Below are 17611 nucleotides of genomic sequence, written 5' to 3'. Positions count from 1 at the left end.
AAACATGAAGGATTGGCATAAAAGTGTAGTCTATCAAATTTATCCGAAGAGCTTTAATAGTTATTACAATAGAGAAACCGGTGATATAAAAGGGGTTACAGAGAAACTAGATTATTTAAAAGAACTCGGAGTGGATTATATATGGTTAACACCGATATACCAATCACCACAAAATGATAATGGATATGATGTAAGTGATTACTACAGCATTGATCCATCTTACGGAACGATGGAAGAGTTTGAAGAACTTTTAGCAAAAGCGAAAGTACGTAACATTGAGATTATGCTTGATATTGTTGTAAATCATAGTTCGACTGAACATAAGTGGTTTAAAGAAGCGAAGGAAGATAAAAATAGTCCATATCGTAGTTACTATATTTGGCGTGATGAAAAAAATAATTGGCAGTCTAAGTTTGGTGGATCTGCTTGGAAATATGATGAGAAGACGGAGCAATATTATTTACATTTATTTGATGAAACACAAGCTGATTTAAATTGGGAAAATGAAAAACTTCGTGAAGAAGTATATGATATGATGCGTTTTTGGCTGGATAAAGGAGTAACAGGATTCCGATTAGATGTCATTAACTTAATTTCAAAAGACCAATGCTTCTTAAACGATGAAGGTAGTACTGCGACAAGTGATGGGCGCAAGTATTATACAGATGGTCCGCGTGTTCATGAATATTTACAAGAGATGAACCGAAATGTTTTTGAAGGAAAAGATGTAATTACAGTTGGAGAAATGTCATCTACGACAATTGATAATTGTATTAAATATTCTAACCCTGAGCGCAATGAACTAAGCATGACGTTTAGTTTCCATCATTTAAAAGTAGATTATCCGAATGGTGATAAGTGGACGAAAGCAGAGTTTGATTTTATTAAATTAAAAGAGATTATGTCTAACTGGCAAATTGAAATGCAAAAGGGCGAAGGATGGAATGCTTTATTTTGGTGTAATCATGACCAGCCTCGCATCGTGTCACGCTTTGGTGATGATGGAAAGTACCGAAACGAATCTGCAAAAATGTTAGCGACAGCCATGCACATGCTGCAAGGAACGCCTTATATTTATCAAGGGGAAGAAATCGGTATGACGAATCCTAAATTTGAGTCCATCGAGCAATATCGTGATGTGGAATCGTTAAATATATACGATATAAAGCTAAAAGAAGGGCTATCAAAAGAAGAGATTATAGGGATTTTAAAGCAGAAATCTCGTGACAACTCTCGCACTCCGATGCAGTGGAATGAAGAGATAAATAGCGGGTTTACAACAAGTACACCTTGGATTTCGGTCGCTGAAAACTTTAAAGAAATAAACGTAGAGAAGGCATTAGAAGATAATGAGTCTGTATTTTATCATTATCAAAAACTAATTGAACTAAGAAAAACATATGATGTTATTACAGAAGGAGAGTATGCTATTTTAGATGAAAATCATCCTAAGATTTGGGCATATACACGTACTGTAGAGAATGAAGTACTACTTGTTATAAATAACTTTTATGGAGAAGACATCACATATTCCGTACCAGTTCATGTTCAAGTAGATGGTATGAAACAAGAAGTAGTAGTATCAAATTATAAAGATTCAAGTGTGGACATTAATAATTTAAATTTAAGACCATATGAATCAATTGTATATCGATATACGAAATAAAAGGTTGTATGCCGAGGAGGCATACAACCTTTTATTTTAAGACACCACTATACAAAATATTTACTTCTACTTCAGGCTTAAATTTTACTTTTGCATAATCTTTATTCCAATTTTTTTTCTTCCATAAATCAGGATGATAAGCGATAAGGTGTCTGCCGATACCGAAAGCATCACAGTTTGCTTTTTGTAGCTTTTTTGTTATTTGTTTTGCTTCTTTTGTAAGTTGCTTTGATAATTCTTTATTTAGTTTTTTTCTTGCACTCATTTTATAAAGATTATCTCTTGGAGCCTCAAGTGCTATAACTTTTAGTTGGAGCTTAATGTGAGCATAAACATTTCCTTTTTTATCTGTTGTTATTTTTAAGTCTCGTTTTAACTTTCGATTACTTACTTCAATTGTAAGATAGTCAGATGTACTAGATGAATCGTTATTTGTAAGTTTTTGGGTTATGCGAGCGCTTTTCCCCATTTTATCAGTTAGTAATACGAAGAGTACCGATTGGCGTAAAGGTAAAAGTCCAGTTAATTTATCTTTGTTAAATAGAGCTATCCCATTGGTTACAACTTCTTTTCCTTTTAGCTTTATAGATGGGAGGGTGAAATCTTTTCCGGGATCTAACATTTTTGTAGCGGCCGTTTCTAAAGTTTCATCTGGAAATATACTCATGTCTTCTAAGCTCTGTACTTTTTTCTTTAAAAAGTCTCCAATTAATAAATTTCCTACCTTCTTTTGGGCAAGTATTTTATCCGTTTCCCCATCTACTGATATAAGTTTTACTAATGCGGTTGGATTTGTTGGATCTCTAAATCCAACGTCTAAATAAGGGAGTATGCCTTTCTTTTGGATTTTTGTTCCTAATAGTTCTACTCCATATTTGAAATAACGAATATTACCAGTAACGTTTTTTCTTAAAGAATCACTTGTATCACGTATGTTATAGCCAGTTGCTGAATGTACTTCATTTTTAAATGAAGATTGATCCCCACTCGAACTCTTTACGAGTTCAATGGTTTGCTGCAGTTTATTTTCTTCTGTAATATCAAAGCCAATACTATAAGCTAATCTCGCATCTCTTAAAGGTTCTTGATCCCAACAACCAGAAAGAAGTGAGCTAGCGCACAATATGCTACATAATTTAATTGTTTTTTTGTGCATATGGAGCTCCTTTCTTATTTCTGAATAAGGAATAGAGAAGAAATAAAAAAGGTAGAATTACTATAAAAATATAGGTGAATTTATCAGTAAATGTAGCAAGTACTTTAAGCTCCTCAGGTGTATCTATAAATAAGGCTACACTAAAAGCAATAATACCAACGATTGGAACAGCTTTTTTATGATTAGCAAGATTGAATATATGTCCAATTCCTATTGAAGCAGCACAGTAATAACTAGCGATGGAGGCTACAACAGTTATCATCCAAATTGGAATGAAAATTAGGTCTGTTCGGTCTATAATCCCAATATGGAGAGAGCGTAATAAGTAAGCAACTGGTTCTGGAATAAGCTCAACTTGTTTTGGACTAAATACAATAAAGCAAATCCAAACGGTAAAAGTGTAAAAAAGAGTTACAAATCCATTAGCGATAGAAATGGCCTTTAGCCGTGCAACAGGATTCCCATTTACTTTTGGAAAAGCGATCAGAATAATTTCAAAACCATACATAGCTGTAATGGTTTCCTTTGAAGCTTGAATAATATTCCACCATCCGGCTTCTGTAATTGGAAAAATATAAGAAAAATCAGCTCGTGAAAAACCTAGTGCAATTAAAAGAGCCATGGGCAAAATGAGAATAGAAGCCATGACATAAAATCTTACAATTACTTTAAATGTATTATAGGCTACATAGCAGCAAGCTATTGTAAATAGTATGAGAATTGCAGACCAAGGGGTTGCTTGCAAAACCCATACTTTAATGACATTACAAGCATTTAACATAACGGTCATACCGATAAGTGTAAAATAAAGAACATATGAAAATCCTAATAGTTTTCCGAATTTATTCCCAAACATTATAGAAGAAATTTCATACATAGTTGCATCAGGAAATCTTCTTAACAAAAACCACATAAGTAAAATAATAAGTTGAATTGCAAGACCAGCGATGAGAGCAGAAATCCATCCGCCACCTTTCGCTATTGGGTGAAGACGGTTTGGTAAAGAAAGTATACCAACTCCGATTTGGCACTGAATAACGAAAAAGGTAAATTGAACAAGTGAAATTTTACTTTGCGTGTTTGTCACCATTCTCATCCTCTCTCGTTACATGCTGTCGTTGCATTTTTTTCGGCTTTGGATCATGAGGCCGTTCCCAAAACGACCAAATTGGAAGTCTTACAAAAGAATCTTTCATATCTTTGATCCGCATAGGTGCAAGAGGAGAAAGATATGGTGTATGAAACGAATGAAGCTGACATAAGTGAACGAAAGTTATAATTAGACCGAATGATATTCCTACATATCCAAATATGGCAGCAAGAATCATTAATGGAAAACGAAGAATACGAACTGCTGAACTCATATCGTTTGATGGAACGAGAAAAGATGCAATTGCAGTTAAAGCTACAACGATAATCATCGTATAAGAAACGAGTCCAGCTTTTACAATCGCATCACCAATTACTAAACCGCCTACAATACCGATTGTTTGTCCAACTCGGCTTGGCAAGCGAATACCAGCTTCCCGTAATAATTCGAAAATCAATTCCATTAAGAGAGCCTCAAAAATGGGAGGGAGAGGTACTTTTTCTAATGAAGCTTTAATTGTATAAACGAGCTCGAGTGGCAACACATCAGGATGAAAAGCGACGGTTGCGATATATATAGCTGGTAAGAGAAAGGCAATCAAGAAGCTCACTAGGCGAATCATTCGGACGAAAGAACCAACAATCCAGCGATTATTATAGTCATCTGGTGATTGATAGAAAGCGAATAACGTAACAGGAACGATAAGAGCTGTTGGATCTCCATCGGATAAAATAGCAACTCGGCCTTCCATTAAATTAGCGACAGTTCTATCTGGCCGCTCTGTATTTAATTGTTGTGGAAATGGCGAGAAAGAATTATCTTCTATAAATTCTTGTATATAACCTGGTGCCATAAGGGAATCGGTTTTAATAGTTTCTAGCCTTCTTTTTACTTCGGTAACGAGATCATCATTAGCTATATTTTGAATATAAGCAATAGCTACTTTCGTGTGCATTTCTTCACCGAGTGTAAAATATTTAACAACTACATTTGGACTCTTAATGAGTTTACGAATAGAAGCTAAATTCGTTGCTAAATCTTCTACAAAACCAGTATGCGGTCCACGTACAATACCTTCATTATCAGGCTCTGTTATATCTCTTTTTAAAGATAGAGCTGTTTCAAAAATACAAAAGCTTTCGACTTGCTCATGGAAATATAATGATTTACCTTGTAATAAAAGCTGCACACCATAATTTAAATTCGTTTCTTTTGTCATATTCAATGTAGAAAAAGCTTTATCTAAAGCTAAGTCTGACCGTGTCAATAAAGGCTCAAGGGCTAACTGATGAATTAGATTTGGATCTGCTAAAGATTCGATATATAAGATTGTTCCTTTTCCGTTTTGAAAAGGGAGATCTAATTTTTTTATATCATCAGAATGAGAAAGTTTATTTTCAATGTAATTAATGTTCTCCGGAAGTGATGGAAACATATGCTTTTGTTTTTTACTCTCTTGTTGTTCTTTTTTCTCTGTCATAATTTCCACCTCTTTTAAAGTGCAATTGTTTCTGTTAATTTTTGTCGTTTGTGAGAAATTTATGCTTGAATTATTTTTAAAAAAAGAGGATTGAAAGTTACGTTACATTGTCTTTTGTGCACTATTCAATTTCATAGCAGTACTTCTCACATTTGTGTCGAATTAAGAAGATATATAGGAGGGATACATATGGAAATAGCTGTAGAACGTGTTTTTACAAAGGAAATTTTAGCAAGAGCGGCAAGAGAATTTCATGTAACAGTGGAAGAAAAGCCACTTGGAGATTTTGAAAATTATATTTTTAAGGCGAAGGGTGATAATGATGAAGATTACGTATTACGTTTAACGCATTCTTCTCATCGCTCTAAACAAGAGGTAGAGGCGGAACTAGATTTTTTACGATATGTTGCGGAGAATGGGGCAAAGGTAGCAGGACCTCTTTATTCAACGTCTCAGAATCTTGTAGAAGAAATTGTAGCAGAGGATGGAACGTTCTTTTTCGCGTCTTTATTTACATATGCAAAAGGCGAGCAAGTAAAAGGAGAGGAATCGCCTTATTGGGGAAATACTTACTTTGAAGCGTGGGGAAAAGCGATTGGACAACTGCATCGCCTTACAATGGATTATCCTAAAACAGATTACCGTGATACGTGGGAAGAGGACGAGAGTAGCATTGTTAATGAATTAGAAGATGAGAAAGTGAAAGAGATTGCTGCTGTATTAATGGAGGAAATAAAGACTCTTCCAATTGGCAGAGAAACGTTCGGTCTTATGCATGGCGATATTCATCCAGGTAATTTCCATTATGATGGAAAAGAGCTAACAATCTTTGATTTTGATGATGCTGCCTATAATTACTTCATTCATGATTTGGCAATGGTTCTTTATTACTCGGTCCTTTTTGCACCGTGGACAGTGGAGGAGAAGACGACATTCGCTCGTAAACAGTTACAAGTGTTAAGAAAAGGATACGAATATGAGCACAGGCTGGTGGATAGTTGGTATGAATCGTTACCACTATTTTTACGCTTACGTGATATAGGTTTATATGGAACGCTTCAAAAGAAGTTTAAAGGGAAAGATATGCCTGATAATTTCTTGAAATTATCGGAAGAGCTATACGGAAGAATTATCAAAAAAGAAGCAATTGTGAATATATAATACATTTAGTTCAAAACAAAGTATATAAAACAAATATATACTTTGTTTTTTTATACAAAAATATGTTTACTTTATTAAAATAATATTGTCCTAGATTCGCTATACACTTATAATTTTATATATATTCTGAATATTCTTTATAAAAAGAGGAGGGGGAATGTTGGAAGCTATCGTAAGTTGGATCAATAATATTGTTTGGAGTCCAGCACTTGTTTATTTATGTTTAGGAGCAGGTTTATATTTTTCCATTCGAACGAGGTTTTTACAAGTAAGGCATGTAGGAGAAATGGTGAAGCTTACATTTCAAGGAGAAAAATCGGATGCTGGTGTTTCTTCGTTCCAGGCGTTAGCACTTTCTTTATCAGGGCGCGTTGGAACAGGAAATATTGCGGGTGTTGCAACGGCTGTTGCATTTGGTGGTCCAGGAGCTGTCTTTTGGATGTGGGCGGTCGCGTTTCTAGGAGCAGGTTCTGCTTATGTAGAATCGACACTTGCACAAATATATAAGACGAAGCATCAAGGGCAATTCCGTGGTGGTCCAGCTTATTACATTGAAAAAGGGTTAGGGGTTAAATGGTATGCATTAGTATTCGTTGCAGCAACAATTCTTGCAACGGGGATGCTGTTACCGGGTGTTCAGGCAAATAGTATTGCTGTAAGTTTGGAAACAGCTTTCGGTATTAATACTTCTGTATCCGGAGCGGTATTAGTAGCGGCATTAGCGCTTATTATTTTTGGTGGAGTTAAGCGAATTGTTAATGTAGCGCAAGTTGTAGTGCCATTTATGGCGCTTGGTTATATTTTAGTAGCTTGCGTGATTGTTGCTATGAATATTGAAAAATTACCAGATGCTTTCATGTTAATTTTAAAAAGTGCCTTTGCATTAGAAGCAGCTTTTGGTGGAATTATTGGTTTAGCAATCTCTTGGGGAGTAAAACGTGGTATTTATTCCAATGAAGCAGGGCAAGGAACTGGGGCCCATGCGGCGGCAGCTGCTGAAGTATCACATCCAGCTAAACAAGGGTTAGTACAAGCATTTTCCGTTTACATTGATACATTATTTGTTTGTTCAGCAACAGCATTTATGATGATTATTACAGGCATGTATAACGTATTTGATGCAAGCGGAAAAAACTTTATCGTTAATAAATTAAATGGTGCGCAGCCGGGTCCTGGTTATACACAGGCAGCAGTAGAATCTGTTTTCCCTGGATTTGGAAACGGTTTCGTTGCAATTTCTTTACTATTCTTCGCGTTTACAACAATTATGGCGTATTACTACATTGCAGAAACGAATATTGCATACTTAAATCGTGATAAAGACCGTCCTTGGATGTCCATCGTACTAAAATTTGTATTCTTAGGAGTCGTATTCTATGGTTGTGTAAAAACAGCTGCAACGGCTTGGGCTTTAGGTGACATTGGTGTAGGGATTATGGCGTGGGTTAACATTATCGCGATTTTACTACTACAAAAACCAGCATTGATCGCATTAAAAGATTATGAAAAGCAGAAAAAAGAAGGGAAAGATCCAGTATTTGATCCGCAGGAATTAGGAATTAAAAATGCTGATTTTTGGGAGCATGAATACGGGAAAGATAAGAAAGAAGAAGTATCTTAATAGAATAGAAATGAAAAAAGCAAAGGGGAAACCCTTTGCTTTTTTTATGGACAAATTGAAGCTGAAAGTTATTTTTGGGACTATTTTTGAATATAAAAAGAATGTACATGCGTTGTTAGGGGAAGGGGGGAGTATGTTGATAGAATTTTGTAATGTAAATAAATATTATGGTAACTTTCAAGTTTTGAAAAATATTAATGTGCAAGTGAAAAAAGGAGAAGTGGTAGTAGTTGTCGGGCCTTCAGGATCAGGAAAAAGTACATTGCTTCGATGTATAAATCAATTAGAGGCAATTACAGATGGAGAATTAATTGTACAAAATACAGAGGTACACAATAAAAAAACGGACATGAATGAATTGCGGCGAAATATTGGGATGGTCTTTCAACATTTTTATTTATATCCACATAAAACAGTTCTGCAAAATATTACACTAGCACCGATTAAAGTAAATAAAGTTTCCAAAGAAGAAGCAGAGAAAACAGCAATGTTTTATTTAGAGAAAGTAGGAATCCCGGAGAAGGCTAATGTATATCCGCATCAATTATCCGGAGGACAACAGCAAAGGGTAGCAATTGCTAGAGGACTTGCGATGCAGCCGGAAATTATGCTATTCGATGAGCCTACGTCTGCTCTTGATCCGGAGATGATTGGGGAAGTACTTGATGTTATGAAAACGCTAGCTAAAGAAGGGATGACGATGGTCGTCGTCACGCATGAGATGGGATTTGCAAGAGAAGTAGCAGATCGAATTTTATTTATGGATGATGGCCAAATCATTGAGGATACAACACCAGTGCAATTCTTTGCAAGTCCTGAAAAAGAAAGAGCGCGTCTATTTTTAAGAAGAGTGTTAAATCATTAAAGGAGGAATTTCATGCTTAAAATGAAAAAGTTGTTTACGTTAATCGTATTTTCATGTTTATTCGTACTTGTCGTTGCTGGGTGCGGAAGTAAAAAAGATGAGGCGAAAGAAACGAATACGAAGCAAGGCGGGGCTGTTGAACAAATTAAGAAGCGCGGAAAACTAGTAGTTGGAGTGAAGAATGATACGAACTTATTTGGCTTGAAAAATCCTTCAACAGGGCAGGTAGAAGGATTTGATGTTGATATCGCAAAGGCGCTTGCGAAAAAAATCCTTGGAGATGAAAAGAAACTAGAATTAAAAGAAGTAACGTCTAAAACACGTATTCCACTACTGAAAAATGGTGATATTGATGCAATTATCGCAACAATGACAATTACGGAAGAACGTAAAAAAGAAGTTGATTTTTCAGATGTATATTTTAAAGCAGGGCAATCGTTACTTGTGAAAAAAGGAAGCAATATTAAGAGCGTCGATGATATAAAACAAGGCGTTAAAGTATTAGCTGTAAAAGGATCAACATCTACAAATAACATTCGTCAAAAGTCACCAGAAGCGACTGTATTAGAATTTGAAAATTATAGTGAGGCATTTACAGCGTTAAAGGCAGGTAAAGGTGATGTGTTAACGACAGATAATGCGATTCTTTATGGAATGGCAAAACAAGATGCTAATTATGAAGTAGTAGGAAAAATTTTCACAGATGAACCGTACGGAATTGCAGTGCAAAAAGGTGCAGACGATTTAACGAAAGAGATTAATAATTTACTAAAAGATATGAAGGCGAGCGGGGAATACGATAAATTGTATGAAAAATGGATCGGTCAAAAACAAGAGAAGTAAAGTGAAACTTTATTTTTCTTGATAAATAGTAAGAGTGAGAGGATGAGAGTACTCATCCTCTTCTTGTAAAGAAAGAGGGGAGAATATGTGCCTGATTTTTCTATATTAACGAATAACATTGATATGTATTTAGAAGGGTTTAAATATACAGTTATGTCTAGTGTAATTGCATTAATAGGAAGCTTTATTTTAGGAGTAATTTTGGCGGTAATGCGTATTGCACCGATTCGTATTTTAAATTGGGTAGGATCAGCTTTTGTAGAGTTTGTAAGAAATATTCCACTCGTATTAATTGCATTTATATTTTATTTCGCTTTACCTGTAATAGGAATTACTTTAAATGGTTTTGTAGCAGGAACAGTTACGCTTACGGTATATACGGCAGCTTTTATTGCGGAAGTCATTCGCGCTGGTATTCTATCAGTCGCGAAAGGTCAGATGGAAGCAGCAAGGTCTTCAGGGTTAACGTATGTACAGGCGATGTATTATGTTGTCTTACCTCAAGCGATGAAAATCGTAATTCCTCCTCTAGGAAATCAATTTCTCAATTTAGTAAAAAACTCTTCCATACTCGGAATTATCGCTGGTACTGATTTAATGTATCAAGGAGATTTAATTTCAACGAAGACGTTTGTTACGTTTGATGTTTATATATTTGTCGGGATGTTTTATTTAATATTAACAATTCCGCTCAGTATGCTAGTGCGTTATTTAGAAAAACGCTTGGCAAAGGAGGCGGTGTAAATGGATTTTAAGGGAGCAATTACAGGGGATCATATTCTATTTTTATTAAAAGGATTACTTATAACGTTAGAGGTAGCGCTCGTAGCAATTGTACTTAGCTTTATTATCGGTAGTGTAATAGGAATATTGCGCTACACGAAAATACCTGTCGTCTCACAAATATTAGGAATTATCGTTGAAGTGATTCGAAACTTACCACTACTGTTAATTATATTTTTCACGTATTTTGCACTTCCAGAAGCAGGCTTGAAATTAGAAATTATAACAGCTACAATTGTTGCTTTAACAATATTTGAAGCTGCAATGATATCTGAAATTGTTCGAAGTGGTCTATTATCTATCGAAAAAGGGCAAATCGAAGCAGCGAGGTCTTCCGGATTAACGTATGTTCAAGCGCTGTGGCATATTATTTTGCCACAAGCATTAAGAAGAATGGTCCCGCCACTTGTCAGTCAGTTTATTTCATTGCTGAAAGATACAGCGCTAGCAGTCGTTATATCACTACCAGAGCTTATTCATAATGCTCAAATTATTAGCGGGCAAAATGTAAATTATATGATTCCGACGTTTATAGTAGTTGCTTGTATGTATTTTATCGTAAATTATAGTTTATCAATTTTATCGAGAAGGTTAGAACTTCGTTGACTCTTACAATATATGTAAGAGTTTTTCCCTTGTTTATCCTTATTTTCCTCTAAATAGAATCTAAATCTTGCAATAATTAGATTTTTTATATTATTTTATCAGAAAAGTTTTAATTTTATATAGAAAATGTAATCGCTTTCGTGTATATTTTTATTATCAGAAAATTTTAACAAGACATAGGGGTATGGTAGGGGGAGGATTTAGATGCAGCAACCAACGAATGAGAAATTACATCGTACGATGAAGAGTAGACATTTATTTATGATCGCACTTGGTGGTGTAATCGGAACTGGTTTTTTCTTAGGTTCAGGTTACACTATTAATCAGGCTGGACCAGGGGGGGCCATCCTTTCATATTTAGTAGGCGGATTTATTATGTATTTAACAATGCTTTGTCTTGGAGAGTTAACGGTAGCAATGCCAGTTTCAGGTTCTTTCCAAAAGTATGCGACGAAGTTTATTGGACCAGGAACGGGCTTTATGATCGGCTGGCTATACTGGCTTGGCTGGGCAGTAACAGTAGGACTAGAATTAACGTCAATCGGTTTAATGATGAAAAGATGGTTTCCAAATGTTGATGTTTGGGTATGGTGCCTTGTATTCGGCGTTATTCTATATGCGTCAAATGCTATCTCAGCGAAAAGCTACGCTGAATTAGAATTTTGGTTTTCTAGTATTAAAGTAATTACAATCCTTGCATTTGTTGTTCTTGGTGGTAGTGCATTATTAGGATTTATATCATATGACGGAAAAGAAGCAGCACCTCTTTTTTCTAACTTTGTAAGCGATGGTGGACTTTTCCCAAATGGACTAGCTGCCGTATTACTTACAATGATTACAGTTAACTTCTCGTTCCAAGGAACAGAGTTAATCGGAATTGCAGCGGGAGAAAGTGAAAACCCAGAAAAAACAATTCCACGTGCGATCCGTAATACAGTATGGCGTATTATGTTATTCTTCATTTTAACAATGACAATTTTAGTAGGATTAATTTCTTGGAAAGAAGCAGGCGTAATTGAAAGTCCATTCGTAGTTGTATTTGATAAAATCGGTATTCCATATGCAGCTGATATTATGAACTTCGTTATTATTACTGCGTTATTATCTGTAGCGAACTCTGGATTATATGCAGCGACACGTATATTATGGTCACTTGCAAATGAAGGAATGGCACCAACTTCTTTCAAGAAAGTAAATAAACGTGGTATTCCAATTACAGCGCTAGTCGTAACGATTGCGGTAGCTGGATTATCCCTATTCACAAGTTTCCTTGCAGAAGATACAGTATACATGTACTTATTATCGATAGCTGGTTTATCGGCTGTTTCAAGTTGGATCATTATTGCTCTATCGCAACTTCGCTTTAGAAGTCAGTATATAAAAGGCGGAGGAAAGTTAGAGGACTTAAAGTATAGAACACCACTATATCCGATTGTTCCAATTTTAGCTTTAATTACAAATAGCATCGTTGTTATTAGTTTAGCGTTTATTCCTGAACAAAGAATGGCGTTATACTGCGGTATTCCATTTATCATTTTCTGCTATATATATTATTATTATTATATGAGTAAGAAACAGCAGAAACCGATGAAAGTGGAGATGGACAAAACAAATGAAACTAACAATCAAACACGATGATATAAAGGCAGATTTATCGTACGCTCAATTAGCGATTGGAAAAGAAAACGGGTATTCACCGTTACAATTACTCGTTTCTTCTATCGCAGGATGTAGTGCAATTGTCTTTCGAACAATTTTAGAAAAGAAACGTATTACATACGATACGTTTACGATCGAAACTGAAATTGGTAGAAGTGAAGCTTTATCCAAACCAGTTGAAAGTGTTCATTTGCACTATAAAATTAAAGCGGAAAACATTACAGAAGAGCAGTTGGACAAAGCATTGCAGCTTGCAGTGAAAAATTGCACGATTGTTCAATCTGTAAAAGATAGTATAAAAGTTACGGAAACAATTGAACTAATAAAGTGAAACATAAAAGCGTGAGAGTATAGCTCTCACGTTTTTATGTTTTTAACAGAGGAGGAAGTATTATGAAATGTTTAGGTTGTAAATTAGCAAACGAAGAGGAAAAAATATATAAAGTATATGAAGATGATTATGTAACTTGCTTTTTAGATCATGCGCCTTTCTACCCAGGACATACTTTAATTGTGCCAAAGCAGCATGTTGTAGAAGTAGACGAATTAGATGACGTTGTAGCAAGATCAATTATGGATGCTTCTAAGCTGATTTCAAAAGCGATTAAGGCATTATATAAACCAGATGGAATTACAGTTTGTCAAAATGGTGGAGTATTTAACGAGTTAACACATTACCATATGCATGTCGTACCAAGATATAAAGAGCGTTCGTTTGCTGAGTTTTATACGGTGCAATCGGAGGAAAAGAAGAATCATAACTTTGAAGAGACAAAGAATTTGTTAAAAGAAGCGATAGAGCAAATACTGCATATTGAAAAGGTGTAAAAGAATTTTTCTTAGAGATACAGTCAGGAAAATTCTAATATTAAAAAGCCCAATTTCTCAGTTACAATAGAGAAATTGGGCTTTTGCTTATTCTATTATTAAATTTTATATATAAAAAGATTTTGCAGTGTCACAAAGTTACAGTGCTCATTCGTTATATAGAGTGAGAGGAGGAATTATATGAAAGTTACAAACACCGATTATGAAAAGATGGAAGAGCTATACGAGTTGTACGAGCAAAAAATTTATTATGTAGCTTATTCTATTTTAAATAATATTCAACAGGCTGAAGATGCAGTTCAAGAGACGTTTATTACTCTTTATAAGAACTTGGAAAAGCTCCATAGCTTGAATACTGAAGAGCTTAAACGCTACATTTTGAGGATTGCGAAAAATAAGGCGATTGATAGTTATCGAAAAAATAAACGACATGAAACATTTCTAGAAGAATATGAAAGAGAATCAATAGAAGCAGTAGATGAAAATATTGAAGAGTGGGAAAAACGTGTAATGTCCGAGGTTCAAATTGATGCATTGTTAAAAGAGTTAAATGAGTCTAATAGACAGGTGTTTAAGTATAAAGTCTTCTATAACTTAACGTATCAAGAAATTTCAAGTGTCATGGGGATAACGGAGGCTAATGTCCGCAAGCAGTTTGAACGCGCTCGAAAACGAGTCCAAAATATGATAGGAGGTATACAACATGACGAATTCAAAGAACTCCAAAGAAATATATGAACTTGCTGAAAAAATTGCTTTAGATGATTTTGATAAATCCGAAGAACAACATGAATTTTCACATACATATACGCGCAAAAAGAAACTGTTTATGGAGGAAATGAAGCTGAAGGGCGAGCGACCACAGAAAAAGAGTAAAAGACATCGTATGTTAATCGCTGCTGCCTGCTTATTGATTGGTATGCCGACAACCGTTTTTGGTGCAGTAAAAGTCTATAATATGATTGTTCAAAAACAAAATTATGAAGTAAATGTTTCCTTAACAAATAAGGATTCGAAAAAGAGTGATCAGTGGTATAAGTTGAAGGTTGGTAAATTGCCAGAAAATATGGAAGCAATTGATGACACTGCTATGAAATATTCATTTAAAGATAACTATGCAAATGGAGGCTTTTCATTCGTTCTTTGGAGAGTAGGGGGGAATTCAGATTTTCCAACTCTGTACTCGAAAAGTTATGAAGAAAAAGAGATAAATGGTAAGAAGGCAGTAATTGTCCATAGAGAAACTGGTAAAAAAGATTTAATGATGGACAGGGTAGTTTTTCTATTCTTTGAGGAAGAAGGGATCATGCTACAAAGTTATATTGGAAACGATATAAATGAAGAACAAATGGTGGATGTGTTAGGGAACATTTCACTTGAGCCTACGTCAAAAGAAAAGGCATCACATATAACAGATTATGATAAAAAGTATTTTAGCGAAGAAAGTAAGCCTAAAAAAACTAAGGTGATTCCTTTGAAAAAAGATAGTAAACGACTATTTCATATAGGACAAAAGGTTCCAGTAACGATTATCATGGATAACAGCAAAATTGAATATGTGATAGAAAAGGTTGAAGTTTTTGATTCAATCAAAGATTTTAAACAAGAAAACTTTAATGAACTTGGCTTAGGAATACTAAGGGAGAATCAAGCTTTGGATCAAGCTGGACAATTGATACCATATAGACGAGATGAATATAAAGTTGGAAATGGTAAAGATTCAATTGATCAATTAGTAGAATCAAAATTAATTCATCCTAAATTTGTCTACCTGACAACAACAGTGAAAAATATAGGTAAACTGGCGACAGAAGAAATCTATATGCATCCATCCATACAAGTGCTTAAAAGTAAGGGGAATGTATGGAATTACGCTGAAAGAGATGGAATTGCAGAAAAAAATATTATGACAGGCGAAGTTGATTATTTAGAGCCTCACGGAGATGGAAAAAGCTTTTACAATATTGGCAGTATCCGACCAGGACAAACGGTGAAGGTTAACTTAGGTTATTTGGTAGATGAGGATAAGCTAGATTCAATCTTCCTTGATGCTTTCCGTTACAGTGGGTTTAGTGGCAATGAGAATATGAATGAGAAAAATCGTTGGTGGTTCGATATTCGTCAACAATCAAAATAATAGAAACAAATCGACGAAAAAGCTGCTTACATCTAGCAGCTTTTTTCGTCTTCATACATATGTAAAATTTCTTTCGCATGTATACGTAAACCATCTATCAATTCTGTCGGTTCTAAAACTTTTGCATCTTTTCCGAGTCTATAAAATAAAGGGGTAATAAAATTGATTTCTCCTTTATCAATTGTTGAATTTATATATCCTGTCCCATCCTCGTTTATTATAACGAATTCCTCAAGATAAGGGACGCTTTTACATTGGCGTACGCCTTCTGTTGTCAGTAAAACATGTAACTGAGTAGGGATGTGTACTACGTTAGAGTTAGATGCAAACCACTCTTCTAAATTCATGAATGTATCCTCATTTTCTTCCGTTGATAATATGGAAAGAATACGATCGATGCGATACAGTAATACTTTTTTCCTGCCATAGTCATAGGACGGTAAGTACCATAGCCCGTCATGAGCATATACACCGATAGGATGAACATGTTTTGTTTTTATCCCCGATTTAGATTCGTATTGAAAGTGTAAATTTTTATTTTCAATAGCCGCTGTTAACACTTCGTTTAAAAGTGGGGTCTCAATTGTTCTCTTCGGATTCCAAAAGGCGATATAAGAACGTATTTTATCAACTTTCACTTTCGCCTCATGTTGTAGAGAGCTATATAGTTTATGAGTGACAGAATTGATTTCTGTATTAAAAGGCAAGTCTCTGTAGTAGCTTAAAGATTGAAAGGCAAAAAAGATGGAGACCGCTTCTTCTTCCGTAAATAAGATAGGTGGAATGACCCTAGTTGTTAATACTTTATATCCTCCATTACGACCTTGTTCAGCATAAATGGGTAATCCCATATCACTTAAATCTAAAATGTATCTATGAACCGTACGAACGGAAATATTAAATTCATCAGCTATTTCTTGAGCTGTAAATGTTTTTTTCGCAGAAGCAAATATAAGAATATCTAATAAGCGTTTAGCTTTTGACAAATGTATCACCTTTTCTTTTTAACGTGACATAAATTGTCATGTTTTATTGTTAGTATATTGTTTACATCATATGTTATCAAGATGAGATGCAAGGAGGAAAAGATATGTCACGTGAAATAGTTTTATTTATTGCAGCTAGTTTGGATGGATATATTGCGAAAGAAGATGATGATTTAGAGTGGTTAATGGAAACAGAAGGAGAGGGAGATAACGGTTATACAGAAATGTACGAAACGATTGATACAATAATAATGGGAAAGAGAACGTACGATTATGTAGTAGAGCATACGGAAACATTCCCGTACTTAGATAAAGCATGTTATGTTTTTTCTCGTTCAGAAAAAGGTTCAGACGGAAACGTGGAATTTGTAAATGAAGATGTAGTGGAGTTTACAAAAAGGTTAAAATCGCAAGAAGGATCTAAAATATGGATGGTCGGTGGAGGGAGTCTACTGAGAGAATTCTTTAAGAATAATCTAATTGATGAATATGTTGTCACGATTACCCCTCACATATTAGGCTCAGGTGTCCCATTATTTAAAGAAAAGAATCCAGAAATTAATTTAACTTTAACGGATACGAAACGTTTTGGGCAATTTGTAAATTTATATTATAAAGTAAAATGATAAAGTGAAACTTTAATCAGTGGGGGTTTTGTTCATCTCCCACTGATTATTAGTTGAACCAATCGGGCTTTAACGGGCAGTTGATCCCCCACCTAACTTCTTTG

17 protein-coding genes are annotated in these 17611 nt (G+C 34.9%); 13 read left to right on the top strand and 4 right to left on the bottom strand.

Annotated features, from left to right (window positions below; translation table 11 throughout):
- Positions 1-4: 4 nt before the first annotated feature.
- On the top strand, positions 5-1666 hold the full coding sequence (treC, locus tag RT27_RS14425) for an alpha,alpha-phosphotrehalase (RefSeq protein WP_043936506.1): 1662 nt from the start codon (positions 5-7) through the stop codon (positions 1664-1666).
- 31 nt (positions 1667-1697) lie between these two features.
- On the opposite strand, the gene RT27_RS14420 is transcribed toward treC, so the two are convergent.
- Genes RT27_RS14420 through gerKA form a run of 3 tightly spaced genes read right to left on the bottom strand, consistent with a single transcriptional unit; the run spans position 1698 to position 5392 of the window.
- Complete coding sequence (locus RT27_RS14420; RefSeq protein ID WP_043936505.1) at positions 1698-2822, bottom strand: Ger(x)C family spore germination protein; 1125 nt, start codon at positions 2820-2822, stop codon at positions 1698-1700.
- Positions 2803-3909, bottom strand: a complete 1107-nt coding sequence (locus tag RT27_RS14415; protein ID WP_029441556.1) for a GerAB/ArcD/ProY family transporter — start codon at positions 3907-3909, stop codon at positions 2803-2805. Before RT27_RS14415 ends, RT27_RS14420 begins: the two co-directional genes overlap by 20 nt.
- Positions 3890-5392, bottom strand: a complete 1503-nt coding sequence (gerKA, locus tag RT27_RS14410) for a spore germination protein GerKA (protein ID WP_043936504.1) — start codon at positions 5390-5392, stop codon at positions 3890-3892. Before gerKA ends, RT27_RS14415 begins: the two co-directional genes overlap by 20 nt.
- A 189-nt stretch (positions 5393-5581) precedes the next feature.
- Here gerKA and RT27_RS14405 point away from each other — a divergent pair, with 189 nt between their 5' ends.
- From RT27_RS14405 to RT27_RS14355, 11 genes are all read left to right on the top strand, one after another.
- Positions 5582-6553 carry a phosphotransferase gene (locus tag RT27_RS14405; RefSeq protein ID WP_043936503.1) on the top strand — a complete coding sequence of 324 codons (972 nt, stop codon included), beginning with the start codon at positions 5582-5584 and terminating at the stop codon, positions 6551-6553.
- A gap of 160 nt (positions 6554-6713) precedes the next feature.
- Entirely contained in the window at positions 6714-8174 is a 1461-nt protein-coding gene (locus RT27_RS14400; protein WP_000387486.1) for an alanine/glycine:cation symporter family protein, read from the top strand.
- A complete protein-coding gene (locus tag RT27_RS14395; RefSeq protein WP_043936502.1) occupies positions 8119-9039 on the top strand; it encodes an amino acid ABC transporter ATP-binding protein in 921 nt (306 codons plus the stop codon). The genes RT27_RS14400 and RT27_RS14395 overlap by 56 nt, the downstream gene beginning before the upstream one ends.
- A gap of 12 nt (positions 9040-9051) precedes the next feature.
- Positions 9052-9882 (top strand): glutamine ABC transporter substrate-binding protein GlnH, encoded by an 831-nt coding sequence (gene glnH / locus RT27_RS14390; protein ID WP_043936501.1) that lies wholly within the window; start codon positions 9052-9054, stop codon positions 9880-9882.
- Positions 9883-9969: 87 nt separating this feature from the next.
- On the top strand, positions 9970-10626 hold the full coding sequence (locus RT27_RS14385) for an amino acid ABC transporter permease (RefSeq protein ID WP_001112682.1): 657 nt from the start codon (positions 9970-9972) through the stop codon (positions 10624-10626).
- On the top strand, positions 10627-11271 hold the full coding sequence (locus tag RT27_RS14380; RefSeq protein ID WP_000345978.1) for an amino acid ABC transporter permease: 645 nt from the start codon (positions 10627-10629) through the stop codon (positions 11269-11271). It abuts the gene before it with no gap.
- A gap of 204 nt (positions 11272-11475) precedes the next feature.
- Positions 11476-12909 (top strand): amino acid permease, encoded by a 1434-nt coding sequence (locus tag RT27_RS14375; RefSeq protein WP_017762786.1) that lies wholly within the window; start codon positions 11476-11478, stop codon positions 12907-12909.
- A complete protein-coding gene (locus RT27_RS14370; RefSeq protein WP_000778853.1) occupies positions 12884-13261 on the top strand; it encodes an OsmC family protein in 378 nt (125 codons plus the stop codon). Before RT27_RS14375 ends, RT27_RS14370 begins: the two co-directional genes overlap by 26 nt.
- A 62-nt stretch (positions 13262-13323) precedes the next feature.
- Positions 13324-13758 carry an HIT family protein gene (locus RT27_RS14365; RefSeq protein WP_043936500.1) on the top strand — a complete coding sequence of 145 codons (435 nt, stop codon included), beginning with the start codon at positions 13324-13326 and terminating at the stop codon, positions 13756-13758.
- Between the two features lie 180 nt (positions 13759-13938).
- Positions 13939-14496 carry an RNA polymerase sigma factor gene (locus RT27_RS14360; RefSeq protein WP_043936499.1) on the top strand — a complete coding sequence of 186 codons (558 nt, stop codon included), beginning with the start codon at positions 13939-13941 and terminating at the stop codon, positions 14494-14496.
- Positions 14462-15895: an ECF-type sigma factor negative effector gene (locus RT27_RS14355; RefSeq protein WP_043936498.1), complete on the top strand. Its 1434-nt coding sequence runs from the start codon at positions 14462-14464 to the stop codon at positions 15893-15895. Before RT27_RS14360 ends, RT27_RS14355 begins: the two co-directional genes overlap by 35 nt.
- Positions 15896-15927: 32 nt before the next feature.
- Here the strand turns inward: RT27_RS14355 and RT27_RS14350 are convergent, their stop codons facing one another.
- Positions 15928-16890, bottom strand: coding sequence for a YafY family protein (locus RT27_RS14350; protein ID WP_242307956.1), 963 nt, complete (start codon positions 16888-16890; stop codon positions 15928-15930).
- A gap of 95 nt (positions 16891-16985) precedes the next feature.
- On the opposite strand from RT27_RS14350, the gene RT27_RS14345 reads away from it, so the two are divergent.
- Entirely contained in the window at positions 16986-17507 is a 522-nt protein-coding gene (locus RT27_RS14345; RefSeq protein ID WP_043936496.1) for a dihydrofolate reductase family protein, read from the top strand.
- The last annotated feature ends 104 nt before the right edge of the window (positions 17508-17611 follow it).

Source organism: Bacillus sp. L_1B0_5 (assembly GCF_000836715.1).
In the GTDB taxonomy this organism is placed as follows: Bacteria; Bacillota; Bacilli; order Bacillales; family Bacillaceae_G; genus Bacillus_A; species Bacillus_A thuringiensis_S.
Note: the sequence above shows the minus strand (reverse complement) of the source record. Positions and strands in the feature narration are given on the sequence as shown.